The 16,423-nt window shown below is 39.0% G+C and carries 14 protein-coding genes and 1 tRNA gene; 5 read left to right on the top strand and 10 right to left on the bottom strand.

The genetic code is table 11. The features are described from left to right. The first annotated feature begins 52 nt into the window (after positions 1–52). From ML462_RS02750 to ML462_RS02740, 3 genes are all read left to right on the top strand, one after another. Entirely contained in the window at positions 53–682 is a 630-nt protein-coding gene (locus ML462_RS02750) for a class I SAM-dependent DNA methyltransferase (RefSeq protein WP_240712197.1), read from the top strand. A 70-nt stretch (positions 683–752) separates the two neighbouring features. Next, on the top strand, positions 753–1,154 hold the full coding sequence (locus tag ML462_RS02745) for a hypothetical protein (RefSeq protein ID WP_240712196.1): 402 nt from the start codon (positions 753–755) through the stop codon (positions 1,152–1,154). Positions 1,155–1,159: 5 nt separating this feature from the next. After that, positions 1,160–2,269, top strand: coding sequence for a Gfo/Idh/MocA family protein (locus tag ML462_RS02740; protein ID WP_240712195.1), 1,110 nt, complete (start codon positions 1,160–1,162; stop codon positions 2,267–2,269). Between the two features lies 1 nt (position 2,270). Here the strand turns inward: ML462_RS02740 and ML462_RS02735 are convergent, their stop codons facing one another. The 3 genes from ML462_RS02735 to ML462_RS02725 all read right to left on the bottom strand — a co-directional run bounded on the left by ML462_RS02735 (position 2,271) and on the right by ML462_RS02725 (position 5,305). Then, complete coding sequence (locus tag ML462_RS02735; RefSeq protein ID WP_240712194.1) at positions 2,271–3,917, bottom strand: sulfatase-like hydrolase/transferase; 1,647 nt, start codon at positions 3,915–3,917, stop codon at positions 2,271–2,273. Between the two features lie 162 nt (positions 3,918–4,079). After that, complete coding sequence (locus ML462_RS02730; protein WP_240712193.1) at positions 4,080–5,018, bottom strand: hypothetical protein; 939 nt, start codon at positions 5,016–5,018, stop codon at positions 4,080–4,082. 205 nt (positions 5,019–5,223) lie between these two features. Continuing rightward, positions 5,224–5,305: transfer RNA gene (locus ML462_RS02725), tRNA-Leu, on the bottom strand. 303 nt (positions 5,306–5,608) lie between these two features. On the opposite strand from ML462_RS02725, the gene ML462_RS02720 reads away from it, so the two are divergent. Together ML462_RS02720 and ML462_RS02715 are read left to right on the top strand one after the other, a co-directional pair. Then, positions 5,609–7,000 carry a dipeptidase gene (locus ML462_RS02720; RefSeq protein WP_240712192.1) on the top strand — a complete coding sequence of 464 codons (1,392 nt, stop codon included), beginning with the start codon at positions 5,609–5,611 and terminating at the stop codon, positions 6,998–7,000. A 256-nt stretch (positions 7,001–7,256) separates the two neighbouring features. Continuing rightward, positions 7,257–9,329 (top strand): dipeptidyl peptidase 3, encoded by a 2,073-nt coding sequence (locus ML462_RS02715; RefSeq protein WP_240712191.1) that lies wholly within the window; start codon positions 7,257–7,259, stop codon positions 9,327–9,329. 332 nt (positions 9,330–9,661) lie between these two features. Here ML462_RS02715 and ML462_RS02710 read toward each other — a convergent pair whose 3' ends face one another. From ML462_RS02710 to ML462_RS02680, 7 genes are all read right to left on the bottom strand, one after another. Next, a complete protein-coding gene (locus tag ML462_RS02710; RefSeq protein ID WP_240712190.1) occupies positions 9,662–9,880 on the bottom strand; it encodes a VF530 family protein in 219 nt (72 codons plus the stop codon). Between the two features lie 288 nt (positions 9,881–10,168). Next, positions 10,169–10,747 (bottom strand): PhnA domain-containing protein, encoded by a 579-nt coding sequence (locus ML462_RS02705; protein ID WP_240712189.1) that lies wholly within the window; start codon positions 10,745–10,747, stop codon positions 10,169–10,171. A gap of 60 nt (positions 10,748–10,807) precedes the next feature. Further along, positions 10,808–12,529, bottom strand: coding sequence for a DUF885 domain-containing protein (locus tag ML462_RS02700; protein WP_240712188.1), 1,722 nt, complete (start codon positions 12,527–12,529; stop codon positions 10,808–10,810). 135 nt (positions 12,530–12,664) lie between these two features. Continuing rightward, the gene (locus ML462_RS02695) at positions 12,665–13,669 is read right to left on the bottom strand and encodes a metal-dependent hydrolase (protein ID WP_240712187.1); all 1,005 of its coding nucleotides are present in this window, start codon (positions 13,667–13,669) and stop codon (positions 12,665–12,667) included. Between the two features lie 186 nt (positions 13,670–13,855). Beyond that, complete coding sequence (locus tag ML462_RS02690; protein WP_240712186.1) at positions 13,856–14,137, bottom strand: GIY-YIG nuclease family protein; 282 nt, start codon at positions 14,135–14,137, stop codon at positions 13,856–13,858. Positions 14,138–14,233: 96 nt separating this feature from the next. Next, positions 14,234–16,012, bottom strand: coding sequence for a MutS-related protein (locus ML462_RS02685; RefSeq protein WP_240712185.1), 1,779 nt, complete (start codon positions 16,010–16,012; stop codon positions 14,234–14,236). Next, the gene (locus ML462_RS02680; protein ID WP_240712184.1) at positions 16,012–16,371 is read right to left on the bottom strand and encodes an MmcQ/YjbR family DNA-binding protein; all 360 of its coding nucleotides are present in this window, start codon (positions 16,369–16,371) and stop codon (positions 16,012–16,014) included. Before ML462_RS02680 ends, ML462_RS02685 begins: the two co-directional genes overlap by 1 nt. Between the last annotated feature and the right edge of the window lie 52 nt (positions 16,372–16,423).

Below are 16,423 nucleotides of genomic sequence, written 5' to 3'. Positions count from 1 at the left end.
TGATATATGAGTGTTAGTCTATATGCTAAATTTGATTAAACTCTTTTTCTAAATGGAATCAATTCAGAAAACAGAACAGATTTTTAATAAATATGCCATAAAGTATGAGAAGAAATATATGGATGTTTCATTGTATGCTGAATATTTAGACGTATTTCTTCAACAAATAGAACCGGGAAAGAGGAAAATTCTGGATGTTGGCTGCGGTCCTGGAAATGTTAGTAGCTATCTTTTAGAAAAGCGAGAAGACCTTGAAATTCAGGGCATCGATATTTCAAGGAATATGGTGAACCTGGCCCGGAAAAATAATCCATTTGCTCAATTTAAGGTTTTAGATGGACGTGAGTTATTTCGGCTTAGAGAAAAATATGATGGGGTCGTGGCCGCTTTTTTTCTGCCCTACCTTAGTAAAAATGAGTCTCTCTCTTTTATTGAAAAGTGTAGTAATATTTTAAAAAAGGATGGCGTTCTTTTCATAAGTACGATGGAAGCACCTAATGAAAAATCGGGTTATGAAGGTTCAGAATCGGCAGATGAAGAATTATATATAAACTATCATGAAGCAGGATACCTGGTGGAGGCACTAAAAGAAAATCAAATGAAGTTAAAAGCAGTGAATTTCGTAAAAAATCCTTCAAATAAGGCTGGTGTTAGAGATCTGATTATAACTGCCCTAAAATAGTTGATGTTTTTATAAATTGGATGTTCCGGTATTTAATATATTCCTGATTCCTTACAAAATCAAATTTCAAATGAAGAGGATTATACTATTGTTCACTCTAATTTGTGGATTTAACTGTTTAGCCCAAAAAGAAGAAAAGATTTCAACCCTGGATTTTGTTGAAATATTGAATGGGAACCATGCCGAAGCAGCTTTTTACTATGAAAATAATTGGAAAAAACTAAGGGAGATTGCGCTAGATAAAGGGTATATTTATTCCTTTCAAATGCTAAAAACAGAAGCAACTGAAGATTATCCTATCAGTTTTATATTGATAACGACCTATACCAACCATCCGGAGTTCGAACTGAGAGAAAAGCATTTTTCAGAAGTGATGAAAATAAAGGGTGATCTTGAATTACTGAATGATAAAAAACCTGCTGAATTTAGAAAAACACTTTTCAGTAAAGAAAAATCTATTCACTTAGAGTAATGCACATGAGATGTAAAATAGTCCTATTTCTTTTTGCAAGCCTAACCATGATTTCCAATATTAATTCTCAAACTAAAGAAGATCCACTGAAATTAGGAGTAATTGGTTTAACTCATACTCATGTACACTGGATCCTGGGTAGAGAAGATATTGGCGATGTTGAGATCGTTGGCATCGTTGAGCCAGACCAGGAACTGGCTAAACGATATTCTAAAAAGTATGGATATTCCATGGATCTGGTTTTTAATTCTATGGAAGAATTCCTTGCCGAAACTAAACCTGAGGCCGTTGCTGCATTTGGAACAATATACGATCATCTAGAGATAGTGGAAACCTTTGCTCCGGAAGGCGTCCACGTGATGGTGGAAAAGCCACTGGCGGTTAACCTGGATCACGCTGAAAAAATGCAGAAGCTTGCCGAAGAACACAACATTCACCTCTTAACTAATTATGAAACTACCTGGTATCCTACCAATCACAAAGCCAGGGAAATCATAAAAAAGGGAAAGATTGGTGAATTGAAAAAAGTAATTGTTAGGGACGGTCATCGCGGACCTAAAAAACTTGGGATCAATAAGGAGTTTCTGGATTGGTTGCTAGACCCAAAGGAGAATGGAGCTGGAGCCCTGATGGATTTTGGATGTTACGGCGCTAATTTGATGACCTGGTTAAAGCATGGGCAAACTCCGAAAGCAGTAACGGCCTTCACCCAGCAGTTGCAAAAGGAGAATAATCCAAAGGTAGACGACGAGGCTATTATTATCCTTGATTATGGTGATTCCAATGCCCTGATACAGGCATCATGGAATTGGCCAATTGGCAGAAAGGACATGGAGATCTATGGTCTTGATGGTGTAGTCTATGCCGATAATCGCAATGATCTCAGACTTAGAATTGCAGAAGGATATGATGGGTTTAATGAAAAGAATTTTCAGCTAAAGGAAAGGGAATATCCCTTCAACGATCCATTTTCTTTATTTAGAGCAGTGATCAGGAATGAAGTTAACTTGGAAAAATACGATTTAAGTTCTCTGGAAAACAACATGATCGTGATGCGTATCCTTGGAGCAGCTTTGGAAAGCTCCAGGACCGGTAAAACCGTATATCTGGATTAGGCTATTTTATACTGAAGGCTTTAGTAGTTCTTGGTTCAACTGTATCATTATCGTGATCGTTATACTTCAGGAATTTAGCCTTTAGTCGCTTTATGGTTTCCTGGAATTCCGGTTTTTCTATCAGGTTATTGTCCTGTCCCAGGTCGTTGGAAAGATCATAAAGTTCTGTAGCTTCATTCTCTCTGTCAACCATTAATACCAGATCGCCTTCTCTAATCGCACCGTCCCTGGCAAAACCTGCCTGATATAGGATGAATTCATGAAGCGAGTCATTTTCAGATTGTTTTCCGGTAAGTATCGGTAAAAGTGAGGAACTGTCTTTTGCCTGGTCTTCTTCCATGTTCTGAGCGGTTAATTCATACATGGTTGCCACCCAGTCGTGCCCAACTATCGTTTGATCTGAAATGCTGCCGGGTTTGATAACCGATCCTTTTTCCGTGCCATCTCCCCATTTTGCAATGAAGGGTACTCGGTGACCACCTTCGTAAATCGATGCCTTGTAATCCCTTAAAGGACCGTTGTTGTCGTGGGAAGCGTTGCCATAATGAGTAATCCTGGGCCAGAGGGCTCCGTTATCACTTGTAAAAATAATGAGAGTGTTTTCAAGGATGCCTTCATCTTTCAGCTTATCCATTATTTTGCCGACTTGCAGATCGAGTTCATAAAGAACATCTGAGGTCATGGCTCCCGTTTTACCGTAAACCTGTTCATCAATGGTTTCAGGATCACCATCAAAATCGAAAGGAGGTGAGTGGGGAACGTGAATAGCCTGGGAAGAATAGTAGAGTAGAAAAGGTTTTTCAGAGCCGTTTTCTTCATTTTCCTGAATATGTCTATCTATAAAATCAACCGCTCCGTTTGACAGAATGATACCGGCCTGGCTGGAATCATAATCTTCATCCCCGCGAGCGGGAACCCTTGCAGCTTCAACAATTTCAGAAAGTCCATTTCCGCTAACCTTATAAAATCCATCTTTTAGTAGTCTTGTGCTTTCATTCGTAGCCGGATTTTCAGGATCAATAGGTTTGTAATTTCCATTCTCGAAATAAGCATATGGTTCATGCTGAATTCCGCTTAGCAAACCTAGCCAGTAATCGAAGCCATGTTCGTTTAGGCCATCATCAACACCGCGACTATATTCCATGGAGTTTATCTTATTCTTTTGGGTGATCACGTTTCCGAGTGTATCGTATACAATCCCTCCCAGGTGCATCTTTCCGAAAAAGGCAGTTTTATAACCTGCATTTTGCATGATCTCGGCAACAGTTACGTGCCTGCCGGCATTTGTTCGATCTCCATTAGCACTAAATCCAGAGCTATTATTTATATCCCATGAACCGCCGGGTCTGCCATTCCTATATGGATAACTTCCGGTAAGCAGGCTAAACCTTGAAGGTGCGCAAAGGGCGGCAGGTGAATGTGCATCGGTAAATCGCATCCCCATTCTCGCCAGGCTATCAATATTGGGAGTGGGAACGGTACCTCCATCAATTCCCAGGTCGGCATAACCTACATCATCGGCAAGTATAAATACTACATTTGGCAGGTCTTCTTTTTCAGACTGTGGATAAATCAAAAGACAATTAAGAAAAAACAAGGCTGCAATAAAATAACCAGGCTTGAGAACGCCTGCTGGAAGAATTTTCATGTTACCGGGATTTGAAGCTGAAAGTACAAAAATTACAAGGAAAGAGCCGGATTGTTAATTTCTGGAAGGCAATTATTAGCATGTTCAGAACAATAAATGAGCAGAAGAATCCGGGCAGCTTTACCCGAATCCCGTACAAAAATATTAAGGGACTTTCAATATTCAGTCCTGACAATTAAAAAAGATATGCTCATATTCAATATTTCCATCTTCACCCAAATGCTCCTCAATATCTGCACGGCTTAGGCTGCCAGAAATCTCAATTTCTTCGTCAATTTCATAGACATCGTCCCAGGGTAATAAGGTAAGTTTGTAATTTATGTATGCTTCAGCTTCTTCATAATCCAATTTAACAGGTAGCTCCAGGCAAACCGGATCTGCAAAGTATTTTCCTTCTTCATACTCACCAGTATTACTTACAATATCATTATAAATGATTTCTCCTTCCACAGATATTTCTACTGAATATCTTGCCGGGTAATGACGGCCACTGTCACTGCAATAATTGGCGAAAAAGCAGAAGTTTCGAACTATGGTGGGTTCAATATCGAAAAGTAAATATCCGAATTCATTTACTTCCCTGTCTTCAATACAAAAAACAGGTACGTCGGGGAACGGTTTGGTTCCGGCAATTAGGTTGATGGCCATTGGCATGGGAGCATCAGATAATAATGCCATTGGACTGTCTATTCTAGGAGCAAGGCAAAGAATAGTTCCGTCCTCGGCATATACTGAACAATATTCTAAAGTATAGGATCCCGCTGGCAGCTCCATCTCAGGAACATTCTGAGTAAACATCTGGTTTGGAGCCAGGTCTATTCTGAAAGGGTCGTCCATTTTACCTACAACTTCAACATCGTCCTGCATTATGCATATTTCTACATAATATGGCGTTGCTACGATACATTCTGGGAATTCTCCATTTTCCTGTTTCGTTACCTGGCCCCGGTTTAGGTCCATCAGGCTAATATTTAAGGAAAGATTGACTAATTCTTCGGTTTGGTTAGTTTCAATTGCATTATTGTCTTCCCCGCTGCAGGCTGATATTAGCAGCGCAGAAAATAGGAAGCATAATAGCCTCAATTGGAAATTTTTCATCATTTATTGGTTTAAAAAAAAGATTGGTTGTTCTTTTTTCAGGTAAACCGGGGGTAAATTTTAATCAGGAGCTTAAGTAGAGACCTTAAATTTAGATTTTTGTTGTAGGAAATGATTTGGGTGAAAACCCTGATTTTTCGGAATAGACTTTCTTAGTTCATAATTCCGTAAAATAAAAAAGCCGACTTAAAAAAGTCGGCTTTTTTCGTGCGGGCGAAAGGACTCGAACCTTCACACCTCGCGGCACTAGATCCTAAGTCTAGCGTGTCTACCAATTCCACCACGCCCGCATTTTAAGTTTCACAACACTTAGGACTCGTTGTGATACCTGCTTAATTACCTAAGCGGGTGCAAATATAATTATAGTTTTTAAATTTCAAACAGTGATCGAAGAAAATATTCAAAAAAATTACCGAAAAAAACGGGCTGTAAAAACCGATATTTTCAACATGTTGATTTTCAGTTTTTCCTGCAATTATAATTTTTTTAGAAAACCCGAAAAATTTTGGCTTCTGCTTAAGAAAGAGACAGGAATTCGATTATAGTTTTCCAAAGAGAACTTAGTAACTTTACGCAAACTTGAAATTAAATTCATGGATTCAATCAAAGAATATTTAGAAAAAAATAAGGACAGGTTTCTGGATGAACTGGTAGATCTTTTAAAGATCCCATCCATTTCAGCCGATCCTGCATATAAAGGAGATATGCTGAAAGCTGCTGATGCGGTAAAAGCCAGGCTTCTGGAAGCTGGATGCGATATGGCAGAAGTTTCTCCTACGCCTGGTCATCCCGTTGTATACGCTGAAAAAATTATAGATAAAAATCTTCCCACGGTACTGGTTTATGGACATTATGATGTGCAGCCGCCAGATCCGTTAGATCTTTGGAATTCGCCACCTTTTGAACCGGTGATCAAGGAAACCAAAATTCACCCGGAAGGAGCAATCTATGCCAGAGGTTCCTGTGACGATAAGGGCCAGATGTATATGCATGTTAAGGCATTGGAATATATGACCAAAAACGATGAGCTACCTTGTAATGTGAAATTCATGATCGAAGGTGAAGAGGAAGTTGGGAGCGAACATCTGGACTGGTTTATCAAGGAGAATAAAGAGAAACTACAGAACGATGTTATTCTTATTTCAGATACTGGAATGATCTCTAAAGATACTCCTTCTATCACTACCGGACTTCGCGGACTTTCATATGTGGAAGTTGAAGTTACCGGGGCAAACCGTGATCTGCATTCAGGATTATATGGCGGTGCGGTAGCGAATCCGTTGAATATTCTAAGCCAGATGATCGCTCAATTAACCGATGAAAACAACCATATCACCATTCCAGGTTTTTATGATAATGTAAAGAACCTTAGCGATGAAGAGCGAGCGAAAATGGCTGAAGCACCTTTCAGCTTGAAGGAGTACAAAGAGAAACTGGACATAAAGGATGTGCATGGTGAAAAAGGCTATTCTACGCTTGAAAGAGGGTCTATAAGACCTACTTTAGATGTGAATGGAATGTGGGGAGGATATATTGGAGAAGGGGCAAAGACGGTTCTTCCTTCCAAAGCATATGCCAAGATCTCCATGCGTTTGGTTCCAAACCAGGACTGGAAAGAGATCACTGAATTATTTAAGAAACACTTTGAAAGCCTTGCACCAGATTCTGTAATAGTAGAGGTGAAACCTCATCATGGTGGTTATCCATACGTAACCCCAATAGATACTATTGGGTACCAGGCAGCTAGTGCTGCTTATGAAGAGACTTTTGGTAAGATACCTATTCCGCAGAGAAGTGGTGGAAGTATTCCTATCGTTTCCTTATTCGAAAAAGAGCTGGAAAGCAAGATCATCTTAATGGGCTTCGGTCTGGATACCGATGCGATACACTCCCCAAATGAACATTTCGGGATTTGGAATTACCTGAAAGGAATTGAAACCATTCCGTGGTTCTATAAGCATTTTACCGAGATGAGTAAAAAATAGTCCTATAAAACGTCACCCTGATTTCATTTCAGGGTCTTTAAGTGGAGAAGATGAACCAAGTTCAGCTTGACGAAAAAAATAATATTAGAGTAAAAAGTCATTTCGACTGCAGGGAGAAATCTCTTGGAAGAATTAGATTTCTAAGTTGCTTCGCGCCTTCGAAATGACATCCGAAATTTATAAAAACCGGGGAATCAGTTTTTTTAAGAATTGATTCCCCGATTTTATATCTTAGCGCCTCAAATTTTTTAACAATATGAACAAAATATTAAGCACCTGTTTGTTAGCTACAGCGCTTTCTTTTGTGTCCTGTAACGAGGATAAAAAAGAGGCAGATATGGCTAAGACAGAAAAAACTTCACAGGAAGATTTCAATTTTAAAGCTGATGAATTTGCAGATCTTAAGATTCTGCGTTATCAGATCCCGGGATGGGAAAACTTAAGCCTTAAAGAGCAAAAACTGGTTTACTATCTAACTCAGGCCGGACTGTCAGGACGTGATATTATCTGGGATCAGAACTATCGGCATAACCTTAAAATTCGTGAGGCATTGGAGAATATCTATGCGAATTATGAAGGAGAGAAATCGGGAGAAGATTGGGATGCTTTCGAAACTTACCTGAAAAGAGTATGGTTTAGCAATGGTATTCACCATCATTATTCAAACGCTAAGTTGAAGCCGGAATTCAGCAAGGAGTATTTCGACACTTTATTGAAGGAAACCAATACCGATTTAACTGGTGAAGCATACGAAGTAATCTTTAATGAGAAAGATGCTAAAAAAGTAAATCTTAATGAAGCTGATGGACTTATCAAAGGTTCTGCGGTAAATATGTATGGCGAAGAGGTAACCGCCGCGGAGGTGGATGCATTCTATGCGAACAAGAAATCTCCGAATCCTGAAAAACCACTCGCTTTCGGAATTAATACCAAACTGGTGAAGGAAAATGGAAAGCTAGTAGAAAAAGTTTATAAGAGTGGTGGGCTTTACGGTGAGGCTATCGATGAGATCGTTGGCTGGCTGGAAAAAGCAAAAGGAGTTGCTGAAAATGAAAAGCAGGCGAACGCTTTAGGTCTTTTGATCGAATATTACAAAACCGGAGATCTTCAAACATGGGATGATTATAACGTTGCCTGGGTAGAAGCTACTGAAGGAAACATCGATTATATCAACTCTTTCATCGAAGTATATAATGATCCTAAAGGATACACTGGTTCTTACGAAAGCATTATCCAGATCAAGGATTTTGATATGTCTGAGAAAATGAGCGTAGTAGAAAAGAACGTTCAGTGGTTCGAAGATAATTCTCCAATTATGGATGAGCATAAGAAGGATTCAGTAGTAGGTGTTACGTACAAAACCGTGATCGTTGCGGGTGAGGCTGGAGATGCTTCTCCAAGTACACCAATCGGGGTGAATCTTCCTAATTCAAGTTGGATCAGAAAAGCTCATGGAAGTAAATCTGTATCTCTTGGTAATATCATAAACGCTTATGAGAACGCCGGAGGTACCGATAAGTTGAAGGAATTCGCTCATGACGAAGAAGAAATTGCTCTTTCAGAAAAATATGGAAATCAGGCAGATAAACTTCATACAGCACTTCACGAAGTGGTTGGTCATGCATCTGGTCAATTAAACCAGGGTGTTGGTACCACAAAGGAAACTTTGAAAAGTTACGCTTCTACCCTGGAAGAAGGACGTGCAGATCTCGTTGGGCTTTATTACCTGATGGATCCAAAACTTGAAGAACTTGGACTAACTGATAATGCTGATGAGCTTGGAAAAGCTGCGTATAATGATTATATCCGAAACGGACTCGTAACTCAATTAGTAAGATTGGAGCTTGGTGATGATGTTGAAGAGGCTCATATGAGAAACCGCCAGTGGGTGAGTGCATGGGTTTTTGAAAAAGGAAAGGAAGAAGGAGTTATTGAAAAAGTTGAAAAGGATGGTAAAACGTATTACGATATCAAGGATTACCAGAAATTAAGAGAACTTTTTGGAGAGCTTCTAAAAGAGACTCAGAGAATCAAATCTGAAGGTGATTACGAAGCTGCTAGGAATCTTGTAGAAAACTACGGAGTAAAAGTAGACCAGAAACTACATAAGGAAGTTCTTGAAAGAAATGCGAAATTCAAGTCGGCTCCATACAGCGGATTCATTAATCCTGTTCTTGTTCCTGAAATGGATGAGAATGGAGAGATCACTGCGATAAAAGTGACTCAACCTGAATCTTTCGAAAAGCAGATGATGGATTATGCTAAGAACTTTAGTTTTTTAACTGAAAAGAAAGAAACTAAAGAAGAAGCTGTTGAAGCAGAGATGTAAGACTTCTTTTCTGAAACAAAAAAAGCCCGGCAATCGCCGGGCTTTTTTTGTTTTTTATCTTTTGAAAAGCTGAAAAAAGTTCAGCTTGACGACTTGAAAGTTAATTTTTATAAATCCTGAACTTGATTCAGAATCTTTTGTCATTTCGACCGTAGGGAGAAATCTATTGATCGAGAGATTTCTCAGTCGTTTCACTTCTTCGAAATGAATTTATGGCCATAAACGTCACCCTGAATTTATTTCAGGGTCTAAAGATGAGAAGCTGAAACAAGTTCAGCTTGACGCGCTAGATCATTTTAGCAGGTCATCCTGAACTTGATTCAGGATCTCTTCTATCTGAAATCCGTCTTCAAATAAAGCCTTTCAACCTTTTCCCGGGCCCAGGGAGTTCTTCGAAGAAATTTCAGACTGGATTTTACCGAGGGATTGCTTTTAAAGCAATTGATGTTGATCCTGTCGGCCAGTCCTTCCCAGCCATAATGATCATGAAGTTTTTCAACGATCGTGGCCAGATTTACTCCGTGTAAAAGATTATTGGGTTGTGATTCCATAGTTGCTTTTTAGCTAAATTTTATCATAGTTTTTTCGACTACTTCGACTTCGCTCAGTACAGGTTTTGGGAGAAATTTGTTTTGATATTAGATTTCTCAGTCGCGTTGCTTCTTCGAAATGACTTTAAAATGCTTAGCGTCACCCAGAATTCATATTTCGGGTCTTAAAATGAGAAGCTGAAACAAGTTCACCTTGACGCATAATATAATTTTGTCACGTCATCCTGAACTTGTTTCAGGATCTCTGTGAATAATTATCAATTATCCCTTCTCAATTTTCAATTGAGTCTACACTTTTTTAACGAATTTAGTGAGGATCACGATCTGCTGACCTTCTACTTTACCTTCGATCTGTTCAGCATTATCGTGAACAAGCGAAACTCTTCTTACTGCTGTTCCACGTTTTGCAGTAAGACTGGATCCTTTTACATTAAGATCTTTGATAAGTACAACGGTATCACCAGCTTCGATCACCGCCCCGTTGCTGTCTTTGTGAATTATAGCATTTTCAGCTTTCTCTTCCTGAATTCCAGCTTTTGCCCAATCCTTAACTTCATCTGCCATATACATCATGTCCAGGAGATCCTGCGGCCAGCCTTCAGCTTTTAATCTGGATAACATTCTCCAGGCCATCACCTGAACTGCAGGTACGGTACTCCACATAGAATCATTTAAACAGCGCCAGTGATTAGCTTCTATCTTTTCAGGATCTTCGATCTGGTCGTTGCAGATATCACAGATAAGAATACTGTTTAGAAGAACTTCCTCAGGAGAATCTGGTATCTCATAGACATTCAGATTGTCGTTATTTCCGCATAATTCACAGGTGGAATCGCTACGCTGTCTTAAGCTTTGTTCTAAGGTCATACTTGGTAATTTGGCTGCTAAGATAATCTAAAGTCAGCCTGGGCTGTTAATAATCAGAAATTACTTTTCCAGATCGGACTTGGAATTGATATAATCCATCACCCTTTCTTCCAGTATTGGTAAAGTGACCACACCTTCTTCCAGGATCACCTCATGGAACTTCCTAATATCGAAATTTCCGCCTAAGGCTTCTTCGGCTTTTTTTCTGAGTTCTCTAATCTTTAATTCCCCGATCTTGTAAGAAACCGCCTGGCCGGGCCAGGAAATATAGCGGTCTACTTCGGTGTTTATTTCATGAATGGATAGGGCAGTATTCTTTTTCATAAAATCAACCGCCTGTTCACGTGTCCAGCCCAAAGCATGGATGCTCGTATCAACAACTAATCTGCAGGCACGCCATTGCTCATAAGTTAGTTTTCCAAAGATCTCATAGGGATTACGATAAATACCCATTTCTTCTGCCAGGAATTCTGAATATAATCCCCAGCCTTCTCCGAAAGCAGAGATATAAAAATTCCTCCTGAATTCAGGAATTTCCTCGCTAAGCTCATTGTTCAGAGAGATCTGTAAATGATGTCCGGGAACGGCTTCATGTGCTGTAAGTGATGGTAATACATATTTTGGTCTGCTGGGTAGATCATAAGTATTCACCCAGTAATAGCCAGGTTGGGTTTCATCTGAAGCTCCAATATATCTTCCCGTAGTATATTTTGGAGCAATAGCGGCTGGAACTTCGGCCACTCCATAAGGTTTTCTCGGAAGTTTGGTAAAATAAGCCGGTAATTTAGCATCTATTCTTTTGGCAATATCCCTGGCGAACATAAGTAATTCTTCAGGCGTTTGAGCATAGAACTGTTCGTCAGTTCTTAGAAAATCAAAAAATTCTGAAAATGTGCCTTCAAAATCAGTTTCAGCCATTATTTTTCGCATTTCCTTATTGATGCGCTCCACTTCAGATAGCCCAATTTTATGAACCTCATCGGCACTCATATCCAAGGTTGTGTAATACTCCAGCAAATAATCGTAATATTCCTCGCCATTTGAAGTTTCTGAAACTCCTAAAGATTTTCTGGTTTTCGGGAGATATTCAGTCTCAAAGAATTTTTTTATACGCATGAATTCAGGGATCACATTTTTAGTGATCGCTTTTTCAGCCGCTGTTAAAACTGAGTCCTTTTGTTTTTCAGAGAGGCTGGAAGGTAGATTCTCGAAAGGCTGATAGAAATAACTTTCCTTATAATTATCAACGATCTGACTGTCATATGTACTCTCATAACCTTCGAAGATCACCACCGGTTGCGTGATTCCCTTTTTTAAACCTTCACGTAAAAGTTTAAAATGCTGATCAACATAAGTAGGTATCGCATTTAGTTTATTTAAATAAGCTTTTACCTGTTCATAATTGTTCAGGTCACGGATTTGATAATTAAGGCTGAGGTGAAATCCGGAATCAGATAGAAGCGGATTCAGATAGGCCTTGAATTCATAAGTTTTCACTGTGTTCTTCAGGTCATATTTCAGAAGATCTGCCGAGATCATTTGAGTTTCAGAGAGTTCAGAATATTCAAGTTCATTTAATTCCTGAAGGAGCTCTTCAGCAAAATCGGCTTCACTTTCATAAAATGCTTCCGTGTAAAGTCCCAATGGATACTCTTCGCGGTCATAAGCTTTATGATTCTGGAATTTGTTAATGATCTTTTCAAGAGCTATTGAATCTTTTTGTGCAAATACTGAACTTGAACAAAGTATGAAAATGGCAAGAAACGCCGGTAGGGCTCGCATAAACTGAATTTTCCCTAAATATAATAATTGTAAAAACTTTAGGTTCAGAATAATCTCAAATTCGTCACCCTGAATTCAGTTCAGGGTCTCAAAATTGGAGATTCTGAAACAAGTTCAGAATGACGTTTTTAATAATTAATTACCCAGGATGCGCGCCCAAAGTCTCGGTAGAAGGTTTTTGGCATCGGTCATTTCCTTTTCAGTTTCGGTAGCGGTCAATTCACCGTGCTCCTTGGTTAATTTGTAGCTGAATATAAATTCGGAATCAGGATCTTCAATATCCATAGTCCCGAATCTAAGATCGTTAAAATACAAGTCTCCATTATTTTCTGAGAATGTGTACCAGCCTTCACTGATTTTCTTCAACCTTTCAAGATTAGGATCATTTTCTATTGGCTTGGCCAGAGAATAATTCTTCGGCACAGAGTAATATTCAATTGGCTGTGAGTCGAAAATTGAATAGTTACCAATTAGGAAGGCATCTTCAGTTTCAATATTGGCCGTCCAAAGGATGGAATTCAGCGGAGTCGGCCTCGTGTCCATTCGTTCGTAGGAAATATTCTGATTTTCCAGAGCATTTTCAAATTTCTGAAAAGTATAGAATTTTAGAGCCGGAGTGACCATTAGTAAATAGACACTGCTAATGATAAGTCCTAAACGGTTATATTTTCTTCGTTTTGGATTAGACCTTTTCAATCGCATCGACATGATAAGAAAAACCAAAAATGGCAAAGTGTAGAGCGGATCTATCACAAAAATATTCTTATAGGCCAATCGTAGGTCTAAAGGCCAGAATAATTGAGTTCCCCAGGTAGTGTGGGCGTCGAGCAAGGGATGGGTGAACAATCCCCAGAACATAAGCCAGGACCAGTTTTTCCAGGTAGCCGAGGAATTTGATTCGATCTTTGAAATGATCCAGCCAAAAACAGGAGCGAAAAGTACTGCAAATACGATGGAATGTGAAAAGCCGCGATGAATCTCGATAGCCGTAATGGTATCGAAAAAATTGCCGACAAATGTGTCAAGATCTGGAATGGTACCGGCAATTGCTCCATAAAGCATTGCCTTATTACCTACTTTCTTACCAAGTACGGCTTCGCCAACGGCTGCTCCTAATACTATCTGGGTTAATGAATCCATAATTGGCAAATATAGGTTTTACTTGAGACCCTGAATTAATTTCAGGGTGGCGTCAATTTGAAACAGCTTTATGCTGTCCAGAGAATTCTAGAGTTTTACCTCCTGAATAGACCCTGAAACATATTCAGGATGAAAAAAAAATAATTAATCGAAACCACGTCATGTTGAACTCGTTTCAGCATCTCATCATTCTAGAAACAGATCTTTTAGTTCTGGATTTAAATCTTTGATTAAGTTCCATTTCCAGTCTTTACGCCAGTTTTTCAATTGTTTTTCCCTGTAGATAGCCTGATTGATATCAGAAAATTCTTCAAAGTAAAGCAAGTCTTCAAGGTCATATTTTCTAGTGAAATCAGAACTTATTCCATTTTTGTGTTCAGTAATTCTTTTAATTAAATCATTAGTCATACCTATGTATAAAACTGTTCTATTCTTATTTGATAGGATATAGATATAACTTTTTTTCATAAGTAAGGACCCCGAATCAAGTTCAGGGTGACGATTTTTTGGTAATTGGGTTATGGATTTTTGGGCCTTCCTTCATGCTGAAACGAGTTCAGCATCTTATTCTTCCACAATCTTCATCTTTCTAAGTAAAAATGAAGCATTCATATTCTGGCAAATACCATCTTTTAAATGATAATCGAAATGAAGTTCATCATTTACTATTTCAGCATCAAAATAATAATTCTTTACCTGTTTAAGTTCCTCGCTTATTTTGCATAAACTAAGATCGTGCGTGGCAATGATTCCGGTAGAATTGGTGCCTACAAGTCGCTGTACGAACTTTCGGGAACCCCTGGCCTTATCTGTGCTGTTGGTTCCTTTCAGGATCTCATCCAGGATGATGAAATAATTCTCGGTCTGGATCTTATCTACGATGAATTTCAGCCTTTTTAATTCTGAAAAGAAATATGATTCATCGTCTCCCAGGGAATCACTGGTACGCATACTGGTGATGAGTTTAATCGGAGAATATTCACAACGCTCCGCACAAACCGGAAGACCAATATTGGACATTACGATTTGAAGCGCAACCGTTCTTAAAAATGTGCTTTTTCCAGCCATGTTGGCGCCGGTGATTATAAAGAACTGTTCTCCATCGATTTTAAAATCATTATTTACTCTTTTGGAGGGTTCTAGGAGTGGATGCCCCAGGTTCTTTGCAATTATGCCATGTCCTTCAGGAAGGATCTCCGGATAGGTATAATGCTGGTGATTAAATGCAAAATTCCCCAGGCTGTTATAAGCGTCGGTTCTTTCCACCGCTTCAAACCAGTGTTCTACAGCGGTATGATGATGTTGAATCCATTTTTCCAATCGGTAACATTGTCTAAGATCCCAAAGGAAAAAACCATTAGCGATTACTCCAAACAGAAAATTATTTCGTTGGTCCAGGGCATCTATAGCCCGGGAAAATTCTTTTAGAATAACAGAGGCTTTTTTAGATTCGGAGGTGATAGATTCTTTCACTTCCCTCATCAATTCCGAGTCAAAATTTTCAGTTTCCAAGAAATCAAGCAGTTGATGATATTGTTGAAATGTGTCCTGTACCTTACTCACCGTAGCTGACAGATCATTGGTCTTTTTCAGGAAAACCCCAGTGATCATGACCCCGATCAAAAACCATAATAATACTTGGAAGCTACCAATGATACCGAGGTAAAAAATGACAAGAACGCCTATTGATAAAATAGAAAAAACCGCAGGAAGCCATTTAATATATTTTGGAATGAAACTCTTATAGTTTCTGATCCAGTTAAGGATGAACCTGGAATCGGTTTCGGTTTTTACTAGGGTGGCGGTGGCTGAATAATTCTGTCTCCAGTCGGCTTTTGAAGAAAGTTCTTTAACTGCTTCTTGTTTTTTAAGAATATCGACCGTTTTATTTGCCAGAAGTATCTTTGCAAGCCGTGCTTTCCCTTCTTTTAAAGCCGTTCGGTTGAGGAACTGAAAAAAGGATTTTTTGCCAAAAAGATCAATATCCCTGGAGTATTCATGATCTTCGGGATCGAATTTCTTTCCATCTGGTAGATCAGAAAAATCTCTGGTTTTGAGAATGTGTAATTCCAATTCATTGATCTTGATTAGAGCTTTCAGTTTTTCTTTTTCCTTCTTGAGATCAGTATGCCGGGAAATAAGAAAGATAAACAGGGCGATGAGCCCAATGCCCAGAGGAAGCAGGATGTTGATATTTCCGAAGAAAAAATATACAGCCGCGCATATTCCTAAAAAGACGATAAGTCTAAGCGTACTTGAGAAAGCGAGCTTTTTGGTGATCTGTTTTTTTTGTTGAGAATATTTCGCCTTTCGCGAGGAGTAAAAATCTTCAGCTTCTGTCATTATAAATCTTCAAGTTCCTTTTTCAATTTTTTGGTAAGTCCGTCTACCACCAGATCGTAAGAATGATCGATCAGTTCAAAAACGAGTTTTGGATCTAACCTTCCGTCTAGAATCAAAGTGTTCCAGTGCTGTTTGTTCATGTGATAGCCTGGCAGAATATTGTCCTCAAATTCTTCACGTAACTCAATAGCTCTTTCAGGATCACATTTCAAATTGGCTCTAAGCGGCACTTCATCCAGGGAAATAATCGAAAAAATCTTTCCCATCACCTTAAGCACAAGATTATCCGGACCAAATGGAAGGCCTTCGCTTACACCTTTTTTCGCAAGGCAATAATCTCTGAATGTGTCGATGTTCATTATTTATTTTTAGACCCTAAAATTGTAGATTCAACGAAGTTAAACAAGTTCA

Source organism: Christiangramia lutea, from assembly GCF_022489035.1.
In the GTDB taxonomy this organism is placed as follows: Bacteria; Bacteroidota; Bacteroidia; order Flavobacteriales; family Flavobacteriaceae; genus Christiangramia; species Christiangramia lutea.
This window is presented reverse-complemented; position numbering and strand designations above follow the sequence as displayed.